The 12,790-nt window shown below is 45.2% G+C and carries 10 protein-coding genes; 4 read left to right on the top strand and 6 right to left on the bottom strand.

Annotation, left to right across the window (positions count from 1 at the left end; translation table 11 throughout):
* Positions 1-86 precede the first annotated feature (86 nt).
* Positions 87-1,001 carry a class I SAM-dependent methyltransferase gene (locus K0I62_RS07200; RefSeq protein WP_220070794.1) on the bottom strand — a complete coding sequence of 305 codons (915 nt, stop codon included), beginning with the start codon at positions 999-1,001 and terminating at the stop codon, positions 87-89.
* A 24-nt stretch (positions 1,002-1,025) separates the two neighbouring features.
* Positions 1,026-2,111 (bottom strand): AI-2E family transporter, encoded by a 1,086-nt coding sequence (locus K0I62_RS07195; RefSeq protein WP_220070793.1) that lies wholly within the window; start codon positions 2,109-2,111, stop codon positions 1,026-1,028.
* A 73-nt stretch (positions 2,112-2,184) separates the two neighbouring features.
* Here K0I62_RS07195 and folX point away from each other — a divergent pair, with 73 nt between their 5' ends.
* Positions 2,185-2,562 carry a dihydroneopterin triphosphate 2'-epimerase gene (gene folX / locus K0I62_RS07190; RefSeq protein ID WP_220070792.1) on the top strand — a complete coding sequence of 126 codons (378 nt, stop codon included), beginning with the start codon at positions 2,185-2,187 and terminating at the stop codon, positions 2,560-2,562.
* A gap of 163 nt (positions 2,563-2,725) precedes the next feature.
* Entirely contained in the window at positions 2,726-3,649 is a 924-nt protein-coding gene (locus K0I62_RS07185) for a TIGR01777 family oxidoreductase (protein ID WP_220070791.1), read from the top strand.
* A 96-nt stretch (positions 3,650-3,745) separates the two neighbouring features.
* Here the strand turns inward: K0I62_RS07185 and K0I62_RS07180 are convergent, their stop codons facing one another.
* Positions 3,746-6,196: an ABC transporter permease gene (locus K0I62_RS07180; protein ID WP_220070790.1), complete on the bottom strand. Its 2,451-nt coding sequence runs from the start codon at positions 6,194-6,196 to the stop codon at positions 3,746-3,748.
* On the bottom strand, positions 6,196-6,942 hold the full coding sequence (locus K0I62_RS07175; protein ID WP_220070789.1) for an ABC transporter ATP-binding protein: 747 nt from the start codon (positions 6,940-6,942) through the stop codon (positions 6,196-6,198). Before K0I62_RS07175 ends, K0I62_RS07180 begins: the two co-directional genes overlap by 1 nt.
* A 55-nt stretch (positions 6,943-6,997) precedes the next feature.
* On the opposite strand from K0I62_RS07175, the gene K0I62_RS07170 reads away from it, so the two are divergent.
* A complete protein-coding gene (locus K0I62_RS07170) occupies positions 6,998-7,561 on the top strand; it encodes an arylesterase (protein WP_258405105.1) in 564 nt (187 codons plus the stop codon).
* A 520-nt stretch (positions 7,562-8,081) separates the two neighbouring features.
* Here the strand turns inward: K0I62_RS07170 and sohB are convergent.
* Together sohB and K0I62_RS07160 are read right to left on the bottom strand one after the other, a co-directional pair.
* Positions 8,082-9,104: a protease SohB gene (gene sohB / locus K0I62_RS07165; protein ID WP_220070787.1), complete on the bottom strand. Its 1,023-nt coding sequence runs from the start codon at positions 9,102-9,104 to the stop codon at positions 8,082-8,084.
* Positions 9,105-9,238: 134 nt separating this feature from the next.
* Positions 9,239-11,743 (bottom strand): VolA/Pla-1 family phospholipase, encoded by a 2,505-nt coding sequence (locus K0I62_RS07160; RefSeq protein ID WP_220070786.1) that lies wholly within the window; start codon positions 11,741-11,743, stop codon positions 9,239-9,241.
* A 260-nt stretch (positions 11,744-12,003) separates the two neighbouring features.
* On the opposite strand from K0I62_RS07160, the gene K0I62_RS07155 reads away from it, so the two are divergent.
* Positions 12,004-12,741: a YciK family oxidoreductase gene (locus K0I62_RS07155; RefSeq protein WP_220070785.1), complete on the top strand. Its 738-nt coding sequence runs from the start codon at positions 12,004-12,006 to the stop codon at positions 12,739-12,741.
* Positions 12,742-12,790 lie beyond the last annotated feature (49 nt).

Here is a 12,790-nt window from a genome sequence, read left to right as displayed (position 1 = left end):
CACCGTTCCATAAGAGCTCTATGGCACTTGCGCTTAATCTCTCCCTCACAAGCCCATAGCTAGCAATGTCAACCTATATGCACGATTTAAGTTGGCTTATGTTGGTAACGAAGCACTTTAAGGGCTTTATTAGGGTCCTTATCAAAATACACCTCTGGATTAGCTAACTGCTCGATAAACATCAATGAAGGGCTCTGCTCCTCAACCTGTTGTTTTAAAAAAGCAATATCAAGCTCAGGTGCATTTAAACATAACAGCAGATCCCCCTGCTCTGCCAATAAACTGGGGAGACGTTTAAGTAAACGGGCGTAATCCTTAGTGGCGACAAAGCTACCACGCTGATTACTCGGTGGGTCAGCAACAATCAGATCATAAGGACCAAACTTGGTTAGCTTACCCCAAGACTTAAAAATATCATGACCTAAAAACCGCGCGCCGTGACCAAAGCCATTGAGCAGATGATTCTGTTTACCTATCGATAGTGCGCCTTTGCTCATATCGATATTCACCACCTCATCAGCACCACCTTGCAGTGCCATAACCGAAAAACCACAGGTATAAGCAAATAGATTTAGCACTTTACGTTGCTTTGAATGCTGCTTAACCCAAGCTCGGCCTGCGCGCATATCAAGAAACAAACCATGATTTTGACCACGCAAAAGATGAACTTGAAACTGAGCACCATTTTCATCGACATAATGAGGTTCTGGGACCTCTCCTTGCAAGAGGTGCGTCTGAGTCTGCCCGCCACAGCGATGTTGAAACACAAGATTGAGTTTGCGCTCCCCCTTGAGCTGTCGCCAACGCTGAGTAATACATTCCGTCAAGAAATCGACTTCATCTTGCTCAATGGATTTAAAACTCGTGAGTAACAATACGGGAGGAAACCAATCTAAACATAAATGCTCACATCCATCATACATACCGCCACGTCCATGAAATAGACGCTCAGCTTCATCACATAGAGTGACACCTTGTAATGCTTTAGCAAATAACTGCATTAACGTAAATAACCCTTGTCAGTATTAAGATTCTTGTTGCTCTTCGAGCACATTTTCTTTGGATGTTTCAGGCACCAGATCATCAACATTATCGGCCAACAATATTGCTAACCAGCGCCCGCTTTGACTCGATTCTAATGCTATTTTTACAATCATGGTGAGAGGGACCGATAACAGCATACCGACGGAGCCGAGTAACCACCCCCAAAAAATCAATGATAGAAACACCACTAAGGTCGACAAGCCCAATCCACGCCCCATATATCTAGGCTCTACTACATTTCCCATCACCATATTCGTACCGAAATACAACAGCGCGGTTCCACCAGCAGCTGCTGGCCCCATCTGAATAAACGCGAGTAATACGGCAGGAATTGCCGCAATGATGGAACCAATGTTAGGAATATAGTTAAAGAGAAATGCGACTACACCCCATAAAAGCGCATAATCAACACCAATAATAGCTAAACCGATCCCAACAATTAACCCCGTCCCCAAACTGACTAACGTCTTAATCACCATATATTGATTCACTGAATGCAAAAACTTGTCGATCTGCTTAAGGCGCATATCAGGATCATCTAGAGCGAAATGTAATTTTTTGGGTAAATCTTCAGCTTCAAAAAGCATAAAAACAATGGTTAATATGATCAAAAACAGATTGGCCATCACCCCACCGACACTAGACAACATATTTGTCGTCATCGACAGTGCAGCACCAGGATCAAAATAGGCAAGGATCTGTTCACGAGACAGGTCGATATTAAAGGTCCGCAGCTTGGTTAATATCCATGCGAATTGCTCCACAAGCTGGCCTCGATAAACCGGCAATTGCCGCGAAAACTCGTTGATAGAGCTCCCAACTAACGAAGCCAACCATAATCCCATTAACACAATAACAATCATCATCAACATAACGGCAAGTAACCTAGGAATACGCAGCCGTGTCATCCCATTGATGGCGGGATTACAGATCACCGCAATGAAAGCTGACAGTACAAAGGGAACCACTATTGGGCTCGCAGCTTTTATCCCTGCAAGGATCACAACAATAAACGCCATGATCGCAAATCCTTTTAACGCGACACCTTGGTTTTCAAATCGAGTCATCTAAATAAAGTCCTTCTGAGTTACTCATAAAGTTGATAGGCTTAACTCACCTAACAAAAATACCCTAACGCTTATGAATCCTGAAATAGCCATCATCCGCATCAAAAATTTACGCCTACGCACCTATATTGGCATAAAAGAAGATGAAATAAATAATAAGCAAGATGTCACCATTAATGCCGAAATTCATTACTGTGCGTCCAAAGCCCGAAATAGTGACAACATGGAAGACGCATTAAATTATCGCACGATTACTAAAAAAATCATCGCTTTGGTTGAAAACAATCGCTTTTCATTACTTGAGCATTTAACCGACCAAGTACTCAGCATCACCTGTGAGCATGAATGGGTTGATGTTGCCAAAGTCGAAATTGACAAGCCCCATGCATTAAGGTTTGCTGATTCTGTCTCTATGCAACTTTGTTACAGTAAAGGCCATTACAACAGGTAATTCTCCTGTTATTGGTAATTATATCCATTAGCTCGCTAAATCAAACTGACGGCGAGCCGATGGCAGTCTGAATAATCTCCGAAACAATTACCTAACTAAATATGATCCTAACTTGGTTTGTTAGTGTATATTTTTGATATCCCCAAGGAAAAGTGGAGTCAAAATGAAAATACTCATCACCGGTGGCACGGGTTTTATTGGAAAACAGCTCGTCAATGCATTAAGTCAAGGAAACGAGCTAACCCTACTGACTCGCTCTGCGGGAAAAGCACACCTTGAACTTGGCTCGCATCACAAACTATTGGGTAATTTAGGTGCGCTAACGTCATTAGATGGCTTCGATGCCGTTATCAATCTCGCGGGTGAACCCATAGCGGACAAACGCTGGACGCTTGAACAAAAACAAAAAATTTGTCACAGCCGCTGGAATATCACAGCGAGATTAGTGGAGCTGTTTAAGGTGAGTAAAACACCTCCAGCGGTATTTGTCAGTGGTTCTGCCATTGGTATCTATGGGGATCATGACGCCAATACCAAGATAGACGAACACTTCAGCTTGGCCCATTTTAAAGAAACCGGCCAAGAGGAGAAATTTACCCACAGCGTTTGTGCCAGATGGGAAGAATCAGCGCAGGAAGCGAGTGAATATACTCGTGTTTGCATCGTTCGAATCGGCTTAGTGCTTGGTCTTAAAGGCGGCGCACTCAAAAAAATGCTACTGCCTTTCAAACTGGGTGGAGGTGGGGTTATTGGTAACGGGAAACAGGGCATGAGCTGGATCCATCAAGAGGATCTGATTGGCTTGTTCCTATTTCTGCTTCAGAACAATCAATGCCAGGGGATCTATAATGGCACGGCGCCAAACCCTGTCAGTAATCGTGAGTTTACCAAGTCTCTGGGCAGCGCATTACACCGACCAACGTTTCTCCCCATGCCTGCAGCAGCACTCAATATCGCGCTTGGAGAACTCTCTGAGCTATTACTTGAAGGCCAATATGTCTATCCAAACAGAGCATTAGAGGCTGGGTATCATTTTAAGTACCCAGACATTGATAGCGCATTTAAACAGTTATTCGCCGAACAATAATCACGAGTATTAGGCTCTCAAGCGAATCGCTATTCAATATTAAACACAAAAAAGCCAGCTAATCCTTGTGTCGATTAGCTGGTTTTTTTAATTAAATTAAGCGCTTAACAACTCGCTACATGATTTTTGCAACAGCTGACGACATCGCCAGGTTCCCAGTAATGCAACGATCAATGCGCCACTCAGCGGTGCTAACACCCACCAATTCCAGTGCATATAGACCACTAATTCGAACACCTGGGTTTTCAACAAATAAAGGGTAAATTCGGCAACAATAACCGCTAATATTCCAGAAATGACACCTAACAAGGCAAATTCCAGTGCTGTTGCCATTCTTAGCAGCCAACCTGACGCGCCAAACGTTCTGAGCACGGCCAGTTCTCGCTGACGTGTTGCCATCCCCGCCTCTGTTTGCGCTATCATCACTAAGCTGCTCGCCAGTAACACCAGTACGAGTACCAGGGTCAATGACAAAGAGACTTGATCGATGATCTGCCTGAGCTGCTTGACCATGGCCCCCACATCGATAATCGATACCGTAGGAAACCCTTTAATCAGATCGAGCACAAGATGCTTTTGGCTATCCTCAAGATAAAAGCTTGCCATTGAAGTATACGCAAACGGTGCTAGCGCCTCTTGGCTGAATATCATAAAGAAGTTAGGTTGTAGCGTTTCCCAATGTACACCACGCACACTGGTAATTTTCACCGTTAGCCTTTGATTATCAATAATGTAAGTTAGCGAGTCACCTATACCAACCCCAAGACGCTCAGCGACACCAGACTCAATAGACACCTCATCAGCAGCTTGATTGAAAGTGCCTTCGAGTAGGTCGTTATTTGGCGGCAGATCATCGCGCCACGTCAAGTTTAATTCGCGAGAGATCCCGACTCGTCCTTCCACGCCTTCCTCGGCTTGCTCAGAAGAGATAAGCGTTTCGCCATTGATCTCCACTAAACGACCACGGATCACTGGGTAAATATCTGTGGCGTTAATATCATTTTGACTAAAATAGTCTGTTAACGGCTGCTGCTCATCGGGCGAGATATTCACCAAAAAGTAGTTAGGCGATTGCGCTGGTAGCTGCTTTTGCCATTCATCCAATAGATCCTGACGCAGTGCGATAATGGTAAGTAACAATACCAAGGCACTACTAAAACCGACCAACTGCACCGCATTTTGCTTTGCTCGGCGCCTAAGTCCCGCTAACGCAAGCTGTAATGGGTTGGTGGTCTTCATACCAACACTATGGCCGGCTCTGATTAACAAGAAACCAAATAGACTCAGCAAGACACCTAACAACAGCACGCCTGCGACAACCGTCATCGTTAGCGCAAGACTTTGCGAATAGAGATAACCCAGTAACGCCATGGCAGCCAAACTCAGCAATAGGTGCAACCACATCCCTAACTGAAGCCCTTCCAACTGACGCTGTAATACCCGCAGTGGCGGGATTGATAATAAGCGCATTAACGGATAAGCCGAAAACATAAAGGCAGAGATAAGTCCGGTTGCGACACCGAGCAACAGTGGCCTCGCCAACGGCGCGCCATAATCGGCGATAGCCTGAGGCAAATACGCTGTGATAAGGGCATCTAACGCCAATCCACCAATCAGCCCCAACACAATCCCTAACCCGGTGACGAACAGCAGATGTAAACCAAATAAAATACGGATCTGCTTGCTAGAAGCGCCGAACGTTTTCAACATCGCGACCACATCAAAGTGGCGCTGACAGTATCGCTGAGCTGCAATACCAATGGCGGCACACGCTAATGCGATACCGAGTAAACTCGCCAAGAGGAGAAAACGCTCCGCCCGCTTCACAGCACTGGCGATAGGGGAATCACCTGATTGGACATCGACCCAGCGCTGGCTATTATTCAGTAACGGCTTAACGGTAGCTTCAAATGTTTTAAGTTGCGACTCTTCACCGGCAAACTGATGAATGTAGCTCACTCGACTGCCAGGTTGAATTACACCCGTTTTGTCGACATCTTCTAAACGCATCAAGACCACGGGAGACGATGCGAAAGGATTGAACCCCGCATCAGGCAATCTGGCGATTTCGGCGCTAAGACTAAACTCTGCATTGCCAACCTCAAGCGACTTTGGATAAGCCAATATTCCACCAAGGCGAGTCTCGTACCAAAGCGTGCCAGCTTGAGGTAATGTATCTGTAACCCCTGTCGACAGCTCGATTTTCCCTTTTAACGGATATCCTTGCCCAACCGCCCTAACCGTGATCAACTGAAAGTTATCATTGGCAAAGGCCATAGAATTGAACTGCATACTCGCCACATGCTTTAATCCCATTGATTGGGCTGTGGTCACAATAGTGGGATCAATGGGCGTAGGTGAATTGATAATGCGATCGGCAGCGATGAACTTAGATGCCTGACCGTTAATGGCGATCTGCAATCTTTCACTCACGCGAGCAAGGCCTGTGACAGATAATACCGCTAGGGTAATGGCCAAAATAATCAACAAAAGTTGACCTTGAAATAACTCGCGTTTAAACAGTTTCCAGGCAATACGCTTTTCCATTAAGTCGCCTCCGTCAACGCCGCTGAAGAGTGCTGCAGATGACCTTTATCATCTATCTGGTCGTCCTTTTTCGACTCAGTTAACTTTCCAGCTTGCATCGAAAACTGTCTCTCACAGCGACTCGCTAGCTGTAAGTCATGAGTGACCAAGACTAGGGTCGTGTCACTCTCTCGATTAAGCTCAAACAACATGTCAGCGACTTTTTCGCTATTTGCGCCATCTAAATTTCCCGTAGGCTCATCGGCAAACAACACTTTAGGCTCACAAATAAATGCCCTAGCGATAGCCACTCGCTGCTGCTCCCCCCCTGAGAGTTGGTTGGGAAAATGGGTCAAGCGATGACTTAAGCCCACTCGCTCTAGCATTGCCTCCGCTTTCTCTTTCGCTCGCTCAATACCAGAGAGTTCGGCAGGTAACATCACATTCTCTAACGCGTTTAAGGTGTCAACTAACATAAATGATTGAAAAATGAAGCTTACCTTTTGCTTTCGGAGCGCCGCTTTGCCTTCCTCGTTGAGACCATGAAGCGCACTACCATCTAGATAAATATCACCCGATGTAGGAGAGTCCAGTGCTGCGAGTAATCCCAGTAACGTTGACTTACCCGAACCAGAAGGGCCTAAGATGGCGACACTTTCACCTAACTTGACATCCATGTTAATGCCGTTGAGGATAGTAAGCTCTCCTTCTTGGGTAGCCACTGACTTAATGAGATTATTAACCGTGATAGCTCTATTATCTGACATAAAATCCTTATTCACTCATCGTTTTAGTAATGTACTTAGCCTTTTGGGCGTGGCTATGATGCTAAACATTGTTCCAGCCCATGCTAACCCGATATTAATCTTAGGTGATAGCCTAAGTGCAAGTTATGGCATGGAGCAAGACAAAGGTTGGGTACACCTGTTACAGAAAAAAATGCCAAATGTCACCATCATTAATGGCTCAGTTAGCGGTGAAACATCTGCAGGCGGATCCCGCAGATTACCCGCGCTGCTTGAGTCAACCCAAGCAAAAGTGGTGCTAATTGAGCTAGGTGGCAACGATGGCCTCCGAGGCTTCTCACCCAAACAACTGAAAGAAAATCTTACAAAAATGATCACGGCTTCCAAACAGTCTGGTGCAAAAGTCTTGTTAAGTGAGGTCATGGTTCCACCTAACTATGGCCCACGATATGCCAAGATGTTTTCTCAAGTATATAAAGACCTAGCCGTTGAGCATGACATCACCTTAATGCCGTTCTTCATGACCAAGATTGCTATTCACCCCGAACTGATGCAGGCCGACGGTATCCATCCAAATGAAGATGCACAACCGCAAATTGCCGACTTTGTCCAACCTTGGTTAGATACGTATCAACAATAACGTTGGGATCACAACTACTTGTTCTATCAACTCGCAGTTAACACTCACCTCTATCTGTATAAAGGTGTGGTACTCCTGCGAGAATCTAACATTTCTGAAGCAAGCCCTTATTAATTGCTCCTCGGTAACGGCTCCATGTGTCACTCGACCTTCTGAATCTCTTCCTTCGTGGATTAAGGGCATTTACAACGTCTGATCTTTAGGGATGAAAAGAATGTCTTAAGTATACTGGGAACATACAGGACCTTAGTGATGACAACGAGCTTGAACATAGTTGAACTAAGTTCAAGCTCGTTAACACAATAGGAAGCGTTAAAACTCGCCTGCTAGGTGTGCTGTTTACCTGCCAACTTCTAGGTCGGGTTCCCTCGCAAGGGTGCAACTATTCCATCATCCATTAACTTGAATTAGTTACCCAAAAACGCTGGGCAGATCAGTTTATTATACTGATTAGTATAATAAAAAACCCACACGATGTGGGTTTTTAATTGGGTTTATTCGCTATAACTAGACAAAATCACTAGCTCATCGGCTGGTTTTTCTCTGCCATACGGTTAAAAACGGCATTGATACAAAGAGACGCACCGTGGGCGATTTTATCGGCTAACTTTTTCTTCAGCTGGTAACGCACTTTTATCACAGTTTTGTCTTTGGCAAGATTCATGACTATATCGTCGCTGGTCGATAAACCATCGATCAATCCCAACTCTAACGCTTGTTGGCCATACCAATGCTCACCAGTTGCGACCTTAGCAATATCGAGTTCTGGACGGTATTTAGCGATGAAGGCTTTAAACAGCACATGAGTCTCTTCTAGCTCCTGCTGAAACTTTTCACGCCCTTCATCGGTGTTTTCTCCAAACACAGTTAACGTACGCTTAAAGTCGCCCGCTGTATGCTGCTCATAATCGATATCATGCTTTTTTAGCAAACGATTAAAGTTAGGGATTTGGGCAACCACACCAATAGAACCGACTATTGCAAAAGGCGCGGCGTAGATTTTATTAGCCACACACGCCATCATATATCCACCGCTGGCAGCCACCTTATCGACACAGATGGTCAAAGGAATATTTGCGTTTCTCAAGCGATCAAGCTGGCTTGATGCCAATCCATAGCCATGCACCATGCCGCCACCGCTTTCAACGTTAACAATCACCTCATCACCAGCCTCTGCTATCGCTAAAATGGCACTGATCTCTTCACGAAGAGATGCGACTTCACCTGCATCTATGCTTCCCTTAAAATCAACGACAAACACTCGAGGTACAGCAGCGGATTCACCTTGAGCCTTCTCTTTGGCCTTCTCTTCTGCTTTTAAGGCTTTCTCATAAACTTTAAACTGCTTCTTTGACAGTAACTCTTCCTTTAAATCATGCTTAAGCGATTTAAGATCTTCAGACAAATTAGTCAACCTAAGCTCGCCCTTATCGGCCTTTTGCTTCACAGCAGAAGCCAAAACAATGATGACTACAGCTGCAATCGCGACCACTATGGTTATCGCTTTAGCCAGAAACAATCCGTACTCGTACAAAAATTCCAAAATAAGCTCCGTTTTAAGCCGATCTAATATGTATAAATAATTGGCCGCTATTCTATCAGCACTGCTTTGAATAACAAACGCAGCAATAAAAAAACCCAGCAATCGCTGGGCTTTTAATCACTAACAGATAAAGATTATTGGCAAGGAAGGATCACAGACTTATCCTGAACCAGAATATTCGCCAGCTCTTTGCCCGCAGTTAATGCAAATGCAGCTACCTGCTGTTGCATTTCAACCGTGGCAGCTGCAGCTTTGCCATCGGTAACACTAGGGATCTCACTTGGGCTCACGATTGAACTATGATGACCCTTACTAAAGCGTACCGCACCCGAACCTGCTGTAGTGGTATCGACACACTCAAGACCAAGATTAGCAATTAACGGCTCTGTACCTGAAACAGGGAAGTTCTCAACGCTATTAGGTAATACTTGATCTGGTAAGTTGCTACCGTCACCAGCAATTTCAATTAAATGAACAGGCAAGCCTGTCGCCTTTAACGCTGCAGCGTGGTTAATTGGGTCCATTCCATCAACAGCCGTTTGCACTGCAAACGCAAACGTCGGCAGGAACTCTGCGTATACCGTCTGAACAAGCGCAGCATATTCAGGCGAACCTGGTTCATAGTTTGTGTTCTTATTGGCTTCATTCACTAAAGCTTGAAACGTATCTGTAGCAGCAACACGGCTAAATAATACAGGACCAAAAGTCGCTGAGCCAATAAAAGCACCGGCTACACCACCAGCAGGAGCAACCAATGACACAGCATTAAGCTTATGCACATAGCTTAAATCTGCACCGTTTTCTGGGTGTATGAGACCAGTACTGGCATAGGTCGCAAAGTCAGTTCCGACGATCGCCCCAAGACTCAAACCTTGTGCGCTAATTTTAGTAATATCGAACATCTGCGGCATCTGCGCCGCCGCAAGGCCGCCAGCTAACCCTGTAAGTGCCGCACGAAGACCTAAATGATCGACGGTCGCTTGTCTGAAATTATCTCTAATCGACAAGGTACTGCCGATGTTGATAAAGACGAGTGGACTTCCATTTGTAAATGCATCTGGCGTCCCGACAACAGTGCCATATGACGGGTCTGTCGCCGAGACTTCATAGGTACCATCGCCATTAGCATCAAATGAACGTGCACCGTGAAGCGGCATGTCGATAGCAACAGTTGCCAGACCCATTGCTGCATAGCTGCCCGCGTAAGCTAGAGACATCTCTTTACCGCCACCTAAACCATGCATGGCAATTGTTGTCGGCCAACCTGCAGCAGGAGGTGTAAAGGGTAAACCTTGTGCAGCATAAAAAGCGGCTAATCTCTCTGCATTTGGCATAGAGATGAGTACTGGTACAGTTTCGCTCCCCGTTGGTACCGGGATCGGATTAAATTTAGTCAGATGTTTCGCTTTATCTGCTGCAGTACCATCATCTAATAACCACGTTTTACCAGCGAGTAATGCAGGGTTTGCTATACCCGCAGCAGGATCGATACCATAGCCGATGGCTTGAGCACCGTAGGTTTGTTGGCTCATGGTGCCAGACTGAAGTGCTAACAATACAGACACAGGGCTATCGCCTAATGCTTTCCAATTACCATTCCTGCCAACGCTCCATTCATCATCGATACTGCCAGCACACCTTACAGAGTTACACTGCCCATAGGTTGGTAACGTCAGCTGCGCCACATAAACATCAGCAAGGCTTGATACGACATAAGCAAGGCCATCGGCTTCCGTCAAACCTGCAGCCTGGGCGACGGTAAGACCTAACGGATGTGGCTTAGGTACTGTCATTGAAGGAGCAAATGGCGAGCCCTCTTGTAACATTAATAGCTTACTGGTTTCATAAACATCACTAATGGCCTGAGTGGTAAACAACCCAGCGTAGCTTATCGTTGCGCTATCAACACCGTGAGCTTCCGCAATGCCCTTCTCATAGCTATTGACTAACGTTTGCAGCATTAACTGCTCAGGGGTTTCTAATGGCTTAGTCTCTATATCTAATTTCAATAAGCCATAAGTTGAAGATGGTGCTATTGCACGCCCTTCAGAATCTTGGATCATACTCGTCGTCGCATAGACATACGATTGCCCAGCCTTAAGTGGCTTTAATGGCACAATCGCAATGGTGTTGCCAGAGGCTTTAGACACAAAATCAACACCAAACTGTAATTCGGCACCGACTTTACACGCTGACACTGATGGTGCAGATTGGCACTCAGGGTCACTCGACAATGGACCACCTACTGTGGCTTCAAACATACGCACTGCACCAGGTTGAAACACGGATGCAGCTGCAAGAGTTAACTTATTGCCGTCGTGATCGGTCGCTGGTTCAACTGTAATTGAAATTGGAGATGTGGTAGACCAACCATCGAGGGCACCGAGCGCCATTTGAGGATCAGTATAATCGCTAGTGCCGTCGGCCATTTCACCAGGCATAGACAAGGTACCATCTGTCGTGCCACTAAAGAGGAGATCATTTGGTAAAGGAACTTTACTATTAGCAGGATCGAACACCATACGTGATTGAGGGATCAGCGGTTCGGTCTTATCAACGAGTTCATCAACACTGTCTTCGCTACAACCTGCCATTCCCAACGCGGATGCAATTGCGACACCCAAAAAGAGTCTTTTCATCTTTTTTCCCCAAATCTTGTTGTAATAATTTTGTTTTCCCCAAAAATTGGTCACAATAGTCTTCCTTGTGTGACCAATAAGGACTTTTTAGTCCCTAACGCTTTTCAAGTTAACGTAAAATTATCGAGTTAGCTACAAATTTGTCACAAGCGAAAGATGGATAATCGGCGGTTAATTAATCATTTGTTTAAAACAATCGTTTCAGGCTCGAATAAATCATAGAAATGGCGGGAAATTCCGCTAATAGGAAAAATTGACTCATGTTGGAATATCAGGCAGCAAAAGATTTATTAAAAGGTAAAACAATTCTAGTTACTGGTGCAGGTGATGGCATTGGACGCGCCGCTGCATTGGCATATGCTGAACATGGTGCGACGGTTATTCTATTAGGCAAAACCGTAAGTAAGCTTGAATCCGTTTATGATGAAATAGAACAAGCGGGATACCCCACCCCAGCCATCGTTCCGCTCGATCTCAAAGGTGCAACGGAACAGCACTATATCGATATGGCAGAGACAATTGAGCAGCAGTTTGGCCACCTTGATGGACTATTACATAACGCCAGTCTTCTTGGAGTCCTTGGACCATTTGAGCATATATCGATAGATTCGGTTAAAGAGGTGATGCAGGTAAACCTAATCGCAGAGATCATAATGACTAAAGCACTATTACCTGTATTGAAAAAAGCACCTTTGGCATCACTCATCTTCACTTCTAGCAGTGTTGGTCGACAAGGTCGTGCATTCTGGGGCGAATACGCTATATCCAAATTTGCGACAGAAGGCATGATGCAATCAATCGCTCATGAATATCAAGGTACTAATCTGCGCGCTAACAGTATTAATCCGGGCGCAACCCGAACCAAGATGCGCGCCAATGCATATCCCGCTGAAAACCCACAGACACTAAAAACCCCAGAAGAGCTCATGCCAACCTACCTGTACTTGATGGGTGATGACTCAAAGGATATCACTGGTCAGCAGCTAAACGCACAATAATCGCTTTCAGAGTGAGTTATTGACATTAAATAAAAAAAGGGAAGCATTC

Source organism: Shewanella psychrotolerans (genome assembly GCF_019457595.1).
GTDB classification, from domain to species: Bacteria; Pseudomonadota; Gammaproteobacteria; order Enterobacterales; family Shewanellaceae; genus Shewanella; species Shewanella psychrotolerans.
The sequence above is the reverse complement of the archived record's forward strand: the minus strand, read 5'-3'. Positions and strand labels throughout refer to the sequence as shown.